Origin of the sequence: Nonomuraea composti (genome assembly GCF_012034275.1) — a bacterium.
GTDB lineage: Bacteria > Actinomycetota > Actinomycetes > Streptosporangiales > Streptosporangiaceae > Nonomuraea > Nonomuraea composti.
The window spans coordinates 583,230-598,232 of record NZ_JAATEP010000001.1; the positions used below are offsets into that span (position 1 = coordinate 583,230).

Annotated in this window: 17 protein-coding genes; 11 read left to right on the forward strand and 6 right to left on the reverse strand. The window is 73.7% G+C overall.

The genetic code is table 11. From position 1 onward, the window contains the following. The first annotated feature begins 47 nt into the window (after window positions 1–47). From HCN51_RS02570 to HCN51_RS02605, 8 genes are read left to right on the forward strand one after another with little or no spacing between them, the layout of a single operon-like run. Window positions 48–1,544 carry an ABC transporter substrate-binding protein gene (locus HCN51_RS02570; protein ID WP_168006260.1) on the forward strand — a complete coding sequence of 499 codons (1,497 nt, stop codon included), beginning with the start codon at window positions 48–50 and terminating at the stop codon, window positions 1,542–1,544. Continuing rightward, complete coding sequence (locus HCN51_RS02575; RefSeq protein WP_080040496.1) at window positions 1,541–2,479, forward strand: ABC transporter permease; 939 nt, start codon at window positions 1,541–1,543, stop codon at window positions 2,477–2,479. The genes HCN51_RS02570 and HCN51_RS02575 overlap by 4 nt, the downstream gene beginning before the upstream one ends. Then, a complete protein-coding gene (locus HCN51_RS02580; protein ID WP_168006262.1) occupies window positions 2,476–3,309 on the forward strand; it encodes an ABC transporter permease in 834 nt (277 codons plus the stop codon). Before HCN51_RS02575 ends, HCN51_RS02580 begins: the two co-directional genes overlap by 4 nt. Next, window positions 3,296–4,210 carry an oligopeptide/dipeptide ABC transporter ATP-binding protein gene (locus HCN51_RS02585; protein WP_168006264.1) on the forward strand — a complete coding sequence of 305 codons (915 nt, stop codon included), beginning with the start codon at window positions 3,296–3,298 and terminating at the stop codon, window positions 4,208–4,210. The genes HCN51_RS02580 and HCN51_RS02585 overlap by 14 nt, the downstream gene beginning before the upstream one ends. Next, the gene (locus tag HCN51_RS02590) at window positions 4,179–4,979 is read left to right on the forward strand and encodes an ATP-binding cassette domain-containing protein (RefSeq protein WP_168006266.1); all 801 of its coding nucleotides are present in this window, start codon (window positions 4,179–4,181) and stop codon (window positions 4,977–4,979) included. Before HCN51_RS02585 ends, HCN51_RS02590 begins: the two co-directional genes overlap by 32 nt. Further along, window positions 4,976–6,154: an ArgE/DapE family deacylase gene (locus HCN51_RS02595; RefSeq protein ID WP_168006268.1), complete on the forward strand. Its 1,179-nt coding sequence runs from the start codon at window positions 4,976–4,978 to the stop codon at window positions 6,152–6,154. Before HCN51_RS02590 ends, HCN51_RS02595 begins: the two co-directional genes overlap by 4 nt. Continuing rightward, window positions 6,154–7,380 carry a P1 family peptidase gene (locus tag HCN51_RS02600; protein ID WP_206066415.1) on the forward strand — a complete coding sequence of 409 codons (1,227 nt, stop codon included), beginning with the start codon at window positions 6,154–6,156 and terminating at the stop codon, window positions 7,378–7,380. Before HCN51_RS02595 ends, HCN51_RS02600 begins: the two co-directional genes overlap by 1 nt. After that, the gene (locus HCN51_RS02605) at window positions 7,377–8,798 is read left to right on the forward strand and encodes an aldehyde dehydrogenase family protein (RefSeq protein WP_168006270.1); all 1,422 of its coding nucleotides are present in this window, start codon (window positions 7,377–7,379) and stop codon (window positions 8,796–8,798) included. The genes HCN51_RS02600 and HCN51_RS02605 overlap by 4 nt, the downstream gene beginning before the upstream one ends. Before the next feature lie 196 nt (window positions 8,799–8,994). Here the strand turns inward: HCN51_RS02605 and HCN51_RS02610 are convergent, their stop codons facing one another. The 4 genes from HCN51_RS02610 to HCN51_RS02625 all read right to left on the reverse strand — a co-directional run bounded on the left by HCN51_RS02610 (window position 8,995) and on the right by HCN51_RS02625 (window position 11,767). Beyond that, the gene (locus HCN51_RS02610; protein ID WP_168006272.1) at window positions 8,995–9,567 is read right to left on the reverse strand and encodes a DUF4142 domain-containing protein; all 573 of its coding nucleotides are present in this window, start codon (window positions 9,565–9,567) and stop codon (window positions 8,995–8,997) included. A 58-nt stretch (window positions 9,568–9,625) separates the two neighbouring features. After that, entirely contained in the window at window positions 9,626–10,387 is a 762-nt protein-coding gene (locus tag HCN51_RS02615; RefSeq protein ID WP_168006274.1) for an SDR family NAD(P)-dependent oxidoreductase, read from the reverse strand. A 143-nt stretch (window positions 10,388–10,530) separates the two neighbouring features. Further along, window positions 10,531–11,076 carry a GNAT family N-acetyltransferase gene (locus HCN51_RS02620; protein WP_168006276.1) on the reverse strand — a complete coding sequence of 182 codons (546 nt, stop codon included), beginning with the start codon at window positions 11,074–11,076 and terminating at the stop codon, window positions 10,531–10,533. A gap of 10 nt (window positions 11,077–11,086) precedes the next feature. Beyond that, window positions 11,087–11,767, reverse strand: a complete 681-nt coding sequence (locus HCN51_RS02625; protein WP_206066416.1) for an HAD-IA family hydrolase — start codon at window positions 11,765–11,767, stop codon at window positions 11,087–11,089. A 71-nt stretch (window positions 11,768–11,838) separates the two neighbouring features. Between HCN51_RS02625 and HCN51_RS02630 the strand changes: the two genes are divergently transcribed. Beyond that, complete coding sequence (locus HCN51_RS02630; protein ID WP_168006278.1) at window positions 11,839–12,363, forward strand: type II toxin-antitoxin system prevent-host-death family antitoxin; 525 nt, start codon at window positions 11,839–11,841, stop codon at window positions 12,361–12,363. A gap of 1 nt (window position 12,364) precedes the next feature. Here HCN51_RS02630 and HCN51_RS02635 read toward each other — a convergent pair whose 3' ends face one another. Continuing rightward, window positions 12,365–12,556, reverse strand: a complete 192-nt coding sequence (locus HCN51_RS02635; RefSeq protein ID WP_080040485.1) for a DUF1918 domain-containing protein — start codon at window positions 12,554–12,556, stop codon at window positions 12,365–12,367. A 91-nt stretch (window positions 12,557–12,647) separates the two neighbouring features. Then, on the reverse strand, window positions 12,648–13,289 hold the full coding sequence (locus HCN51_RS02640; protein ID WP_206066417.1) for a TetR/AcrR family transcriptional regulator: 642 nt from the start codon (window positions 13,287–13,289) through the stop codon (window positions 12,648–12,650). 59 nt (window positions 13,290–13,348) lie between these two features. On the opposite strand from HCN51_RS02640, the gene HCN51_RS02645 reads away from it, so the two are divergent. Then, a complete protein-coding gene (locus HCN51_RS02645; RefSeq protein ID WP_240972311.1) occupies window positions 13,349–14,317 on the forward strand; it encodes an NAD(P)-dependent alcohol dehydrogenase in 969 nt (322 codons plus the stop codon). Between the two features lie 74 nt (window positions 14,318–14,391). Further along, window positions 14,392–14,898 (forward strand): methyltransferase family protein, encoded by a 507-nt coding sequence (locus tag HCN51_RS02650; protein ID WP_168006280.1) that lies wholly within the window; start codon window positions 14,392–14,394, stop codon window positions 14,896–14,898. Window positions 14,899–15,003: the final 105 nt, after the last annotated feature.

A 15,003-nucleotide genomic window follows, 5' to 3' on the forward strand; every position in this document is an offset into this window, starting at 1 on the left:
CGTAGCCTACTGGTCAGACCAGTGCACTAGCCAGGAGGCTGTAGGACATGAGGCGCATCGGCATCTGGATCGCCGCCGGCGGTCTCCTGCTGGCCACGGCAGCCTGCGGAGGCAGCCCCGGAAACGGAAGCGGGAGCGGCGGCGGGGCGAAGGCCCAGTCGTTGTCGGTCGGCGCGGTGGCCGAGCCCGCCAACCTCGACTTCACCTCCACCGAGGGCGCCGCGATCCCGCAGATCCTGCTCGTCAACGTCTACGAGGGCCTGGTCAAGCTCGACCAGAACGGCGAGATCGTCCCCCTGCTGGCCGAGAAGTGGGACGTCTCCGGCGACCGGAAGACCTACACCTTCACCCTGCGCAAGAACGTGAAGTTCAGCAGCGGCGCCCCGTTCACCGCCGACGACGTCGTCTTCTCGCTCGGCCGGGTGAAGACCGACTGGAAGCTCAAGATCAAGACCCAGCTCGACGTCGTCGACAAGGTCGAGAAGAAGGACGACAGCACCGCCGTCGTCACGCTCGAACGCCCCAGCAACGGCTTCCTCTACGCGATGACCAGCAGGCTCGGCGCCATGTTCAGCCGCACCGGCGTCGCCGACCTGGCCAACAAGCCCGTCGGCACCGGCCCGTACGTGCTGGGCGCCTGGCGGCGCGGCGACTCCATCCGGCTCGACGCCAACCCCTCCTACTGGGGCACCAAGCCGGCGCTGTCGTCGGTCACCATGAAGTACTTCAAGGACGCCACCGCGATGAACAACGCGCTGCTGACCGGCGGCATCGACGTCATCTCCAGCGTCCAGGCGCCCGAGTCGCTGCAGCAGTTCGCCGACCCGAACCGGTTCCAGACCGTCGAAGGCACCACCAACGGCGAGGTCGTGCTGTCGATGAACAACGGCCGCCCGCCGTTCGACGACAAGAAGGTCAGGCAGGCCGTGCGGCACGCCATCGACCACAAGGCGCTGCTCGACACCGCCTGGGCCGGGCGCGGCCAGCTCATCGGCTCGATGGTGCCGCCCACCGACCCCTGGTACGAGGACCGCACCGGCGACTACGCGTACGATCCGGCCAAGGCCAAGGAGCTGCTGGGCGGCAAGACGTACGCGGTCAAGATGCGCATCCCCAACCTGCCGTACGCGGTCAGCAGCGCGCAGGTCGTCAAGTCGCAGCTCGCCCAGGTGGGCATCAACGCCGAGATCGAGCCGCTGGAGTTCCCCGCGCGGTGGCTGGACCAGGTGTTCAGCAAGGGCGACTACGACTTGTCCATCATCAACCACGTCGAGCCCCGCGACATGGGCATATTCGCCGACAAGTCGTACTACTTCCATTACGACAACCCCGAGTTCGGCAAGCTGCTCGCCTCCGCCGACGAGGGCACCGAGCAGCAGCAGGCCGACGACCTCAAGCAGGCCGCCAAGCTGCTGTCCGACGACGCCGCCGCCGACTGGCTCTTCCTGTTCCCCAACCTGATCGTGGCGAAGAAGGGCGTCACCGGGCTGCCGAAGAACGCCATCGCGGAGTCCTTCGACTTCACCGCGCTCGCCAAGCAGTGATCCTGTACCTCGTCAAACGGCTGGCGGTGCTGCTCGCGAGCACCGTCGTGGCCGCCGTCGCGGTGTTCGCGTTCATGGCGCTGCTGCCCGGCGACCCGGCCGAGATCGCGCTCGGCGTCAACGCCACCCCCGAGGCGGTGGCCGACCTGCGCCACCGGTTCGGCACCGACCGGCCGCCCGCCGTGCAGTTCCTCGACTGGTTCGGCGGGCTCGTCCAGGGCGACTTCGGCACCTCGTACGTGACCAGCGCCCCCATCGGCCCGCAGATCTCCGACCGGCTCGGCGTCACCGCCGTGCTCGTACTCGGCGGCATGGCCGTGGCCCTGGTGCTGGCCGTGCCGCTGGGCACGTTCGCCGCCGTGCACCACCGCGACCCCCTCGGCGCGGCGATCAGCGCGGCCAGCCAGGTCGGCATCGCGGTCCCCGCGTTCCTGGCCGGGATCCTGCTCGTGTTCGTCTTCGCCGTGCAGGCCCAGGTGCTGCCCTCCGGCGGCTACGTGCCCATCGCCGACGACCCGGGGGAGTGGCTGCGCGGCCTGCTGCTGCCGTGGCTGTCGCTCGGGCTCGTGCAGGGCGCCGTGCTCACCCGCTACGTGCGCAGCGCCGTCCTCGACGTCATGCGCGAGGACTACCTGCGCACCGCCCGCGCCAAGGGCCGCGGCCGCACCGGCGCGCTGTGGCGGCACGGGCTGCGCAACGCCTCCGTGCCCGTCGTCACCGTGCTCGGCCTGCAACTGGCCACGCTGCTCATCGGCGCCGTCGTCGTCGAGCGGGTCTTCGTCATCCCCGGGCTCGGCGACCTGCTGCTCAACGGCGTCGCCGGGCGCGACCTGCTGCTCGTCCAAGGTGTGGTGATGGTGCTGGTGGCGGCCGTCCTGCTGATCAACTTCGTGGTGGACGTGACCTACCACCTGCTCGACCCGAGGCTGCGATGAGAGGCCGGCCCAACCTGGCGCTGCTGACCGGCGGCACGCTCGTCGGGCTCGTCGTGCTCGCCGCCGCCGTCTCCTTCTTCTGGACGCCGCACGACCCCACGCTCGTGGACGCCGCCCGCAAGCTGCGCGAGCCCGGCGGCGGCTACCTGCTCGGCGCCGACAAGTTCGGCCGCGACACCTTCAGCCAGCTCATGGTCGGCGCCCGCACCACCCTGTACGTCGGCGTCGTCGCGGTCGGCATCGCCGCCGTCGTCGGCACCCCGCTCGGCGTGATCGCCGGGATGACGCCGCGCGGCTGGCTGTCCGAGCTGATCATGCGGGTCAACGACCTCGTCTTCGCCTTCCCGGCACTGCTGCTGGCCGTCATGCTCGGCGCCGTGTACGGGCCCGGCACGCTCACCGCGATGATCGCGATCGGGGTGGCCACCGTGCCCGCGTTCGCCCGCGTGGCCCGCGCCGCGACGCTCCAGGTCATGGTGACCGACTACATCCTGGCCGCCCGGGCCGCCGGGCGGCGCCGGCCCGCCATCGCCGTCCGGCACGTGCTGCCGAACATCGGCTCCGTGCTGATCGTGCAGGCGTCGGTGTCGTTCGCGATCGCGATCCTGGCCGAGGCGGCGCTGTCGTTCCTCGGCTTCGGCACCCGCCCGCCCATCCCGTCGTGGGGCCGGATGCTGCAGGAGTCGCAGGAGCTGCTGTTCTCCACGCCGCGCCTGGCGCTGTGGCCCGGCCTCGCGATCGCCCTGGCCGTGCTCGGCTTCAACCTCCTCGGCGACGGCCTGCGCGACCACCTCGACCCCAAGCTCAGGAGGATCCGTGCTGACGGTTGAGGGCCTGCACGTGCGCGCGGACGCCGTCGAGCTGGTCCGCGACGTGTCCTTCAGCATCGCGCCCGGCGAGCGGGTCGGCCTCATCGGCGAGTCCGGCTCCGGCAAGTCGCTCACCGCGCTGTCCCTCATGGGCCTGCTCCCCGAGGGCGTCACCGCCTCCGGCCGGGCCAGGCTCGGCGAGCGGGACCTGGTCGGCGTGCCGGAGAGCCGCGTCAAGGACCTGCGCGGCCGGGCCCTGTCCATGGTCTTCCAGGAGCCCATGACCGCGCTCAACCCGCTCATGCGCGTCGGCGCCCAGGTGGCCGAGGTCATGACCCTGCACGGCCGCCCCCGCCAGGAGGCCCGCGAGCGCGCCGTCGAGCTGCTGGAGCGCGTACGGCTGCCCGAGCCGGGACACATCGCCCGCGCGTACCCGCACCAGCTCTCCGGCGGCCAGCGCCAGCGCGTCATGCTCGCCATCGCCCTGGCCAACGGCCCCGAGCTGCTCATCTGCGACGAGCCCACCACCGCGCTCGACGTCACCGTGCAGAAGCAGATGCTCGACCTGATCGCCGAGGTCGCGCCCGCGCTGCTGTTCATCACCCACGACCTGGCCGTGGTCGCCTCCATGTGCGAGCGGGTCCTGGTCATGTACGGCGGCCGCGTCGTCGAGTCCGGCCCCCTCCGCGACGTCTTCACCCGCCCCCGCCACCGCTACACCCAGGGCCTGCTCGCCGCCAGCAGGCTCACCCCGCGCGGCACCCGCCTGCCCACCATCGCCGGCAGCGTCCCCCCGGCGGGCCGCTTCCCCAGCGGCTGCGTCTTCCGCAACCGCTGCCCGCACGCCACCCCCACGTGCGAGACGACTCCCGCGCTGACAGGAGACGGCCATGCCCACGCATGCTGGCACCCCGCTGATTGAGGCCCTCTCCCTCAACCGGGTCTACCGGCGCCCCCGCACCTCGCTCACCCGGCCGGGCGCCGCCGTGCACGCCCTGCGCGACGTCTCCCTGACCGTCGGGCGCGGCGAGCGCTACGGCATCGTCGGCGAGTCCGGCTCCGGCAAGTCCACCCTGCTGCGCCTGCTCTGCGCCCTCGACCAGCCCACCAGCGGCAGCATCCGCTTCGACGGCCAGGAGATCACCGGCCGGCCCGAGCGGCGGCTGCGCTTCCTGCGCGAGAACCTCCAGATCGTCTTCCAGGACCCGATGAGCTCGCTCGACCCCCGCATGCGCGTGCGCGACCTCGTCGCCGAGCCGCTGGCCGCCCTCGGCCTGCCCGCCGGCGACCGGGTGACCGAACTGCTCGACGCCGTCGGGCTGCCCGCCGGCGCGGCCGACCGGTACCCGCACCAGTTCTCCGGCGGGCAGCGGCAGCGCATCGCCATCGCCCGCGCGCTCGCGCCCCGCCCGAAGGTACTGGTCGCCGACGAGCCCGTCAGCGCCCTGGACGTCTCCGTACGCGGGCAGATACTCAACCTGCTGGCCGACCTCGTGGACGAGCTGGGGCTCACACTCGTGTTCGTCTCGCACGACCTGTCCGTGGTACGGCACGTGTGCGAGACGGTCGCGGTCATGAGCAAGGGCGAGATCGTGGAGACCGGGCCCGTGGACGACGTCTGGGCCGCGCCCGCCCACCCGTACACGCGGGCGCTGCTGCAGGCCGTACCGACCCTGGAGGGACTGCTGTGATCGAAGTCGACGCCGACGGAGTGGTGGCGTTCACGCAGGCGCTGGTGCGCATCCCCAGCACCAACGACCCGGCGCGCGGCCGCTCCGAGCGGTCCGCCGCCGAGCTCGTCGAAGCGCGGATGCGCGAATGGGGCTGGGACCCCGTCGTGTACGAGGCCGCGCCCGGCCGGCCCAACGTGGTCGCCGTCGTCGAGGGTGGCGGCGGACCCGGGCCCACCCTCATGTTCGAGGGGCACACCGACGTCGTCACCGAGGGCGACCTGTCGTCCTGGACCGTCGACCCGTTCGGCGGGGAGATCCGCGACGGCAAGCTGTGGGGGCGGGGCAGCGCCGACATGAAGTCCGGCCTGGCCGCCGTCCTCTACGCCACCCGCGCCCTGCAGCTCGCGGGAACGTTCCCGGGCCGGATCAAGGTGTGCGCGCTCGCCGACGAGGAAGGCCTCATGCTCGGCGCGCACCACTTCGTCAATGCGGGCCTCGCCTCCGACGTGGACGGCGCCATCGTCGCCGAACCGGAGGCCGGCGAGATCTGCGCCGTCGCCAAGGGCGCGCTGCGGCTGCGCGTCGACCTCACCGGCCGCATGGCCCACGGCGCCATGCCGCAGCACGGCCGCAACCCCATCGCCGCCGCCGGCGCCCTGCTCGTCGGGCTGCGCACGCTCCAGGAGGAGCTGCAGCGGCGGCATCCCGCGCACGAGCACCTCGGTGAGGTGTACGTCACGCCGACCGTCGTGCGGGCCGGCTCCGAGGAGCAGGTCAACGTCATCCCCGCCACCGCCTCGGTCTTCGTGGACGTACGCACCGTGCCCGGCGCCGACCACAAGGAGATCGCCGACCGGGTGGCCGCCCTCGCCACCGGCGACGGCATCTCGGCCGAGGTGACGGTGCTGGTGGACCGGCCGCCCGTGGACGTCCCCCGCACCCACCCCGTCGTCGCCGCGCTCGCCGCCGCCCACCGCGCCGTCACCGGCGAGGAGCCCGTGTACGGCGGCGTGCCCGGCACCACCGACGGGACCGTCCTGACGCACTGGGGCGGGGTGCCGTCGGTCGTGTACGGGCCCGGCGGCAAGTGGATCGCCCACCAGGCCGACGAGTTCGTGGAGGTGGCGGACATCGTCCGCTGCACCCGCGTCTTCGCCGAGGCCGCCCGCCGCTTCCTGCACGGGGACCACTGATGCTCCCCATGTGGCGGGCCGGGGCGACGAACTCGCTGGTGGACGTGGCGGGGCTGCGGGTCGGGCACGCCCACCGCGTCGGCGGCGGCTACCGCACCGGCACCACCGTCGTCCTCGCCCCCGCCGCCGGCGCCGTGGCCGGGGTGGACGTGCGCGGCGCCGCCCCCGGCACCCGCGAGACCGAGCTTCTGGACCCCCGGAACCTGGTCGAACGGGTGCACGCCGTCGTCCTGTCGGGCGGCAGCGCCTTCGGGCTGAGCGCCGCGTGCGGGGTGATGTCCCGGCTCGCGGACGCCGGCGCCGGGTTCCCGGTGGCGGGCGGAGTGGTGCCGATCGTCCCGGCGGCCGTCATCTTCGACCTGGGCCGCGGCGGCACCTTCCGCGCCGTCCCAGACGCCTCCCTGGGCGCCGCCGCCTACGACGCCGCCACCCCCTGCACCTGCCCCGCCACCGCACCCGCCAGCGTGCCCGCCGTGCCCGGCAGCGCCGTGCCTGCTGGCGCCGCCTCCGCCTGCGCCGTCTGCGGCTCCGGCGGTGCTGCGGCCACGGGCGGCGGTCAGCCGACCGGCTCGGCGGGCACCACAGTCCCTTTCCCTTCTTCCGACGAAAGGACCCCGGCCCCGGACGGTGCCGTCGTGTGTCACCGGGGACCCGCGCGGGGGTCGGTCGGGGCGGGGACCGGGGCGGTGGCGGGTGGGCTGGCCGGGGGCGTGGGGACCGCCAGTGCCGTGCTGCCCGATGGCAGCACCGTGGCCGCCCTGGCCGTGGTCAACGCCGCCGGGTCCGTCCTCGATCCGCGTGACGCGACCCTCGCGGGCGCCCGGTACGGGCTGCCGGGCGAGTTCGACCACCTTCGCCCTCCGACGCCGGACGAGGCCGCGGCCTGGAACCCGGAGAGGGCGCCCTCGTTCAACACCACGATCGGGATCGTGGCCACCGACCGCACGCTCACGAAGGCGCAGTGCGGCAAGCTGGCCGCGGTCGCGCACGACGGCCTGGCCAGGGCGATCAGGCCGGCGCACACGATGACCGACGGCGACACCATCTTCGGCCTGGCCACCTGCGCCCGCCCCGCCCCGCGCCGCGACACGTTCCAGGACGTCCTGGCCGCCGCGGCGGACGTGTTCAGCCGCGCGGTGGCGGACGCCGTGCTGACCGCCACCGGACGCCCGGACGCCCCTGCCTACCTCGACGTGTTCCCGAGCGCACTGCGGAGCCGACCATGACCTTCAAGCAGAGCTGGCCCGCGGGCCTGCCCATCGGCGACGGCTGGGTGGAGACCCCCGGCACCACCGACGTGATCTTCCCGTACGACGGCTCCACGGTGGCCACGGCGCCGCTCGGCACGGCCGAGCTGGCCGCCAGGGCCCTGGAGGAGGCGCTGGCCGCGGCTGCGGTGACGGCGGCGCTGCCGTCGCACGCCCGCCGCGCCGCCCTCATGGGCGCCCATGACGCGCTACGCGAGCGGCGGGCGGAGTTCGAGCGGCTGCTCGTGCTGGAGACCGGCAAGCCGCTGGTGGACTGCCGGGTCGAGGTGGCGAGGACGCTCCTGACGCTCGCGACCGCCGCCGAGGAGGTGGCGCGGCTGCACGGCGAGACGGTGCCGCTCGACCTGCTGCCGTCCGGCGAGGGCCTGGTCGGGTTCTGGACGCGGCGGCCGATCGGCGTGGTCGTCGGCATCACGGGCTTCAACTATCCGCTCCTCCTCGCCGCCCACAAGATCGCGCCGGCCGTGGCGGCGGGCTGCCCGGTCATCGTCAAGCCGGCCCCCGCGACCCCGCTGGCCACCCTGTGGCTGGCGCACCTGCTCAGGGACGCGCTGCCGCCCGCCGCCGTGCAGGTCGTGACCGGCGGGGCGGAGGTCGGGCGGACGCTGGTGGAGGACCGGCGGATCGGCGCGGTGTCGTTCACCGGCTCGGCCGCCACCGGCCACGCCATCGCGCGCGCCGCCGCCCCCACGAAGGTGCTGCTGGAGCTCGGCTCGAACGCGGCCCTCGTGGTCGCGGCCGACGCCGACCTGGAGGCCGCCGCCGACGCGGTGGTGCGCGGCGGCTACTACGCCTCGGGGCAGGCGTGCATCTCCGTGCAGCGGGTGCTGGTCGAGGAACCGGTCGCGGACGCGTTCCTGCCGCTGCTGGCCGAGCGGGTCAAGAGCGTCACGGTCGGCGACCCCCGGCTGCCGGAGACCCGCGTCGCCCCGCTGATCGACCGAGCCGCGGCCGAGCGCGTGCTGGAGTGGATCGCCGCCTCAGGCGCCGAGGTGGTCGCGGGCGGGCACCGCGACGGCGCCGCCATCGCGCCGACGGTGCTGGCCGGCGTCCCCGACGGGGCCGCCGCCTGGGACGAGGAGATCTTCGGGCCCGTCGTGTGCGTGCGCCGGGTGCCGGACGTGGACGCCGCCTTCGCCGCGGTCAACAAGTCGAGGTACGGCCTGCACGCGGCGGTGTTCACCCGCTCGCTGGCCACGGCGTTCGCGGCGATCGAGCGGATCGAGGCGGGCGGGGTGGTGGTCAACGACGTGCCGGGGTTCAGGGCCGACAACATGCCGTACGGAGGGGTGAAGGACTCGGGGGCGGGACGCGAGGGGCCGCGCTTCGCGATCGAGGAGCTGACCGTCACCCGGATGGCGATCATCCGCCCGTGACGCCCCGAAGAGCCCGGTAAAGCCCCGGAGAGCCCTGTAAAGCCCTGAAGGGGCTGAGGTGCCCGGAGCCCGGGGCCTGAGGTGCCCGGAGCCCGGGGCCGCCGGGGTCAAGGAGTTTCTGAGACCCTTGCGCGGCGGCCCCGGGCCCGGGCACGGCTGCTGACCGGAACCAGCCGGTCAGATCAGGGGACGTGGGTCACATCTCGGCGCGGACCGCGCGGAGATGGTGGCGGATCACCGGGGCGCTGTCGCGCGCCAGGTCCTTCACCCACTGGGAGTGCCCGCGCCGCAGCTCCCGCTGCCCCAGCCAGAGCGCGTGCTCGTGCGACTCGGCCTGCAGCCGCAGCCAGGCGCGGTCGAACCGGTGACCGGACCTGGACAGCACCACTCGAAGGTCGTGGCGCTGCTCGGCGCTGGGGGAGCCGGGGAGGCGGACGTCGAGCCGGTCGGCGACCCCGCGCAGCCGGGCGTCCAGCTTGCGGTGGTCGCGGATCAGCCGCCAGGCCAGGCCGCGGACGTCCCGGTCATGGGACTCGCGCAGCGCCGCCTTGCCCGCCTCGATCTCGGCGAGGTTGCCGCGGTGCGCCGCCCTCAGGTACGCCGCGTCCTGGCGCGACGCGTGCAGCGCCGTCGCGCTCTGCTGCGTCGCCGTGACGCCTGCCTGGGCGGGGACCGCTGCCCGGGTCTGGGCCTGGGCGGCGGCCGGGGTCATGGTCAGTGCCAGCACGGCCGCGAAGCCCGCGGGTGCTAACTTCCGTGCTGTTCTCATGGGTTCCTCCTTTCGTGGAACCCGTGCCCGCTGCCCGATTCGGCCGGAAGTATTCGGCTTAATTCGGCGGGTCGAAACGGCCGTCCACCGCGGTCCAGCCGCCGTCCACGTACAACACCGAGCCCGTCACGAAGCTCGCGGCGTCGCCGGCCAGGTAGACCACCGCCCCGGCCAGCTCGTCGGCCGTCGCCCACCGGCCGAGCGCGCTCTTGGTCGCGTACGCCGCGTACCAGCCGGGGTCGTTTCTGATCTGCCGGGTCAGCGGCGTCTCCACCACGCCGGGCGCGATGGCGTTCACCCGCACCCCGTGCGGCCCGAACTCGGCGGCGGCCGTGCGCAGGAGCTGCACCAGCCCGGCCTTCGTGGCCGAGTACACGCCCTGGCCCGGCTCGGTGACCGACGCCCTGATGGAGGCGAACCCGATGATCGAGCCGCGGCCCCGCTCCACCATGCCGGCGCCGAACGCGCGTACCAGGTCGAAGGAGGCACGCAGGTTCAGCGCGACCACCCGGTCGAACTCGTCGCCGGAGTAGTCGAGCAGCCGCTTGCGCACGTTCGTGGCCGCGGTGAACACCAGCACGTCGGCCGGCGCCTCGGTGGCCAGCGCGCGCACCGCGTCCGCGTCGAGCACGTCGAGCAGCCGGGCGTCGCCGCCGCAGCCGGCGGCGGTCTCCTCGGCGGCGGGCAGGTCGCGGTCGGCGCAGACCACCGAGGCGCCGTGCGCGGCCAGCGCGAGCGCGGCCTCCCTGCCGATCCCGCTCCCCGCCCCGACCACCACGGCCCGCCGCCCGTCCAGGCGGAACAGCGCGTCATATCCCATACGACGCACCCTAACGACTGGTCCGACCAGTACACCAGCCCGACCGGCATCACGGCCCGGGGCCGGCTCGGGCGGCTGGGGCCCCGCTCAGGGGGCTCGGCCGGTGCGGCACATGCGGGCCGGTGCGGCACCTGCGCGCCGGCTCAGCTCTTGTGGGCCGCCTCCCAGTCGGCGCGCAGCAGCTCGTACTCGACCTCGCCGTGCTCGGTGCCCTCGATGGGATCCGGCCAGTCCATGTGGAAGGTGCGCACGTGCCGCAGCCCGCACTTCTCCATCACCCGCCGCGAGCCGAGATTCACCGCCATCGTCTGCGCGAACACCCGCCGGGCGCCCAGCTCGGCGAACGCCTTGCCGATCAGCGCGAGCGAGCCCTCGGTCGCGTACCCCTGCCCCCAGGCCGCCTTGTGCAGCCGGTAGCCCAGCTCGGGCTCCTCCTGCGGGCCGCCCTCGGGCGCGCGCAGGTGGAACCAGCCGAGGAAGTCGCCCGAGCGCCGCTCCAGCGCCGCGAAGAAGCCGCTCTCGATGAACCGGGGCAGGGTCCGGTCGAGGATCACCTGGCGGGGCGTGGGCTTGCCGCCGTTGAGGTACCGCATCACCTCGGGGTCGTTGTGCAGGCGGAACAGCTCGTCCGCGTCGGACTCGGCGAAGCGGCGCAGGGCCAGCCGCTCGGTCTCCAGGTAGATGTGCACCCGGGGCACGTTAGTCGGCGGCGCCTGACCTCTTCGACCGGTTTTCGGCCATCCGCCGGACGGCGGCGACCAGCTCCGGCATCGTCCTGACCTCCTGCTCCGGCGCGGCCCCGCCGTCCGGGTGGGCGGCGGTGTCGTCGCTGTGGAAGAGGATCGTCCGCATCCCGAGCGCGCGGGCCGGCGCCAGGTTGGCCGGGCGGTCGTCCACGAGCACCACCTGCGCGGGCGGCACGCTCAGCGCGGCCGGCACGGCCCGGTAGGCGGCGGGGTCCGGCTTGCGCGCGCCCAGCTCCGAGCTGATGAACCAGCGTCCGATGTGCCGCTCCAGGCCGAACCTGCGGCGGACGAGGGCCGACCAGGCGGCCGCGTCGTTGCTCAGGCAGGCCAGCTCCAGCCCGCCGCCCTCCAGCCCGTCGCCCGCCAGCTCGGCCAGTGCCTCGCGCACGCCGCCGGTGAGCGTGTGCCGCAGGCAGTAGTCCTCGTCGGTGGCCGCCGCCGCGCCGAGCGCCGCCCAGAAGGCGGCGGTGCTCGTCCGGCCCAGCGTGACGTCCCGGTAGGCCGCGCGAATGTCCTGCTCGGGGGCCTGACAGCCGCGTTCGCGCAGGTACGGGACGAGCACCCGGCCCTGGACGTTCCCGTCGCGGTAGAGGACGCCCATCGCGTCGAGGACGACCACCCTGACCTGATCCACCCGGCCAAGCCTAGTCACGGCCGCGGCGGGCGGGGTTGCCGAAGTTTTGTAAGGCGGCTTACGATTCTTGCATGATCAACACGGATCCGTCCGTCTATGAGGCGTTGCGCGACCGCTTCGGCGCCCCCGTCGGCGTGGAGGAGGCCCGCGCCCAGTGGGGCTCGCTGGTGCGCGCCGCCAGGAGCGGCACCACCACGCTGATCACCCGCGAGCGCTACGAGTGGGCCGCGCTGATCCCGTTGTCGGAGGTGTACGGGCTGCTCAGCGGCCTGCCGGTGGTCTCGCTCTCGACGGCGCGGGGCCGGCTCGGGGATCTCGTCCGCCAGACCGCGGGCCCGTACGACGAAGGGCCCGTGCTGCTGACCCGCCACCGCACCCCGGTCGCCGCGCTGGTCGCGGCGGTGCGCCTGCTCGACCGGCCCGCCGCCCGGCGCGGCCCCGGCGCGGACGAGCTGCTCGCCAGGGGCCACACGATCACGCTGGCCCGGGGCCCGGTGGACGGGATCACCGCCATCGCCCGCGACCGGGACGGCAACGAGGTCGCGGCCGGCTCCGGCCGTGACGCCGCCGCCGCCCTCGAGTCGCTGGCGTATTGACTTATTCGGGCTCGGCCGGCTCGACCACGGAGTCGGGGCCGGGGAACATGAGCTGCTCGTGGCCGTCGTCGAAGCGCACGAGGTACGGCGGCGCGCCGTCCTGGCCCCGCACCTCGACGATCTCGCCCTTCCTGTCTCCATGGCCGACCACGTGACCGTGGATGATCAGCAGGTCACCGACGTTCGCGTGCATGGTGGGCTTCCTCTCAGCCGGGCTCTGGCAACCTTGAGGTTCCCTCCCACCTTGCACCAGAGCGGCCGTCCCGAAAAGCGCGTCGAAGAGGTCAGCGCGCGGCCGTGGCGTGCAGGTGGCCGAGGGTGAGGGGCGGCGCGGGCGGCAGCGGCTCGGCGTGCTCGGCGCGGAAGGACTGCAGCAGGTACGCCACCAGCCGCCGCGACGCCGCCGCCGCCTCCTCCGGGCTGCCGGTCGCGACGCCGCAGTTGGCCTTGAGCAGCAGCACCAGGTCGGCGGGCGCGAAGTCGGCGCGCAGCCGCCCGGCGGCCTTGGCCCGCGCCATCACCTCGGCCAGGCCGCGCTCGGCGCGCGTCCGCGTCCGCTCGAAGTCGACCGCCTCGGGGAACGCCGTCAGGAACGCCTCGGTGAACCCCCGGTCGGCGACCTGCATCGCGCACACCTTCTCGACCATGACGCGGAACGCCCGCCACGGGTCGGGATCGGCCAGCGCCTCGTCCACGACGGATGCGCACGCGGCCAGCTCGTCCCCGAACACCTCCGTGATCAGTGACTCCCGCGAGGGGAAGCGCCGGTAGAGCGTGGCCACCCCCACTCCGGCGCGCCGCGCGACGGCGGCCATGGGCACGTCGAGCCCGCGCGTGGCGAACGCCTCCCGGGCGGCGTCGAGGATGCGCTCCCGGTTGTTCCGCGCGTCCGCGCGAAGCGCCATCTGAGAGGTACGACCAGGCATGTTTCTCACATTAGCGTAAATGGACGGCCCCATCCGTTTAGCGCACTAGCGTCACTTCCATGGAGACGAAAGAGATGCGCGCGGCCCTGTTCGACCGGTACGGCCCCCCGGAGGTCCTGTACGTGGGCACAGTGCCCAAGCCGGCCCCCGCGCCCGGCGAGGTGCTGGTGCGCGTGCACGCCGCCAGCCTCAACGGCGGCGAGCTGCACGGCCGGGCGGGCAAAGTGCGGCCGGTGACGGAGCTGATGCAGCGCGGCTGGCCCAAGCGGATGGGGCTGGACTTCACCGGCGAGGTCGTCGCCCTGGGAGAGGGCGCGACCGCCCCGAAGGTCGGCGACCGGGTGTGGGGCGTGCTGGGCCGCACGTTCGGCAGCAACGCCGAGTACGTGGCGGTCCGACCGCGCCGCCTGTCCCTGGCGCCGACGGGGCTCGACCTGGTCGAGGCGGCCGCGCTGCCGGTGGGCACGACGGCGATCACGGCGCTGCGCGACAAGGCGCGGCTGCGCCCCGGCGAGCGGCTGCTGGTGCGCGGGGCGAGCGGCGGCGTGGGCGTGGTGGCGGTGCAGCTCGGCAAGGCGCTCGGCGCCCACGTCACGGCCCTGGCCGGGGCGCGCAACCTCGATCTCGTCCGCGACCTCGGCGCCGACGAGGCGTACGACTACGCGACTACGGCCCCGGCGGACCTGGGGCGCTTCGACGTCGTCATGGACACCGTCGGCACCGACCATCCCGCCTACCGCCGCCTGCTGACGCCGTCCGGGCGCATGGTGGCGATCGCCTTCGACCTCGGCCGGCCCGCCGCGTCCCTGGCCTACATCGCGGCGTCCACCGTGCACGGCAGCCGCCGCGTGCGGGCGTTCAGCGGCGACCCGTCCCACCGGCTCTTCGCCGACCTCGCCCGGTACGTGGAACGCGGCGACCTGCGCCCGGTCGTGGACACGGTGTTCCCCCTGGAGGAGGTGGCCAAGGCGCATCGCGCGCTGGAGGCGGGCGGCGTGCGCGGCAAGATCGTGCTCCGCATCGCCTGAAAGTGCCAACAGGCGTTGACGTTGTCGTGGCGGGCCGCCTAAACTCATCACAGGATGAATTAGGAGCGATGCCCATGCGCAGAACGCCCGCAGCCGCCGTCAGCGCCACCTTCTTCGCCGCCGGCCCAGGAGTCGTCGCCGTGCTCGTCCCGTACTGGATCAGCGGCTGGCGGCTCCGCGACCCCTTCCCCGGCCCGGTCATGATCCCGCTCAGGGCGCTCGGCGCCGTCCTGGTGCTCGCGGGGCTGGCCGTGCTGGTCCACGCGTTCGTCAGGTTCGTGATCGAGGGGCTCGGCACGCCGATCCCGGTCGCGCCGCCCGACCGGCTGGTGGTCGGCGGCTTCTACCGCTACGTCCGCAACCCCATGTACGTCGCGATCTTCGCCGCCGTGATCGGCCAGGCCATGCTCCTCGGGGACCCCTGGCTGCTGCTCTACGCCGCCGTCCTGGTGATCCCGATCTGGTCCTTCGTCCACTGGTACGAGGAGCCGCACCTCAGGCGGAAGTTCGGCGCCGACTACGACACCTACCGGGCGCACGTGCCGGGGTGGTGGCCGCGCCTCCACCCGTACCGCGCCTGACAAAAATTGGGGCCCCATGTCGAGTCCTGTTTGACTCCCCGTGAGGAAATGTGGTCGTCTCGTGGCCAATGTTTCTGATGGGATGAAATAGACAGGTCCGGGGGA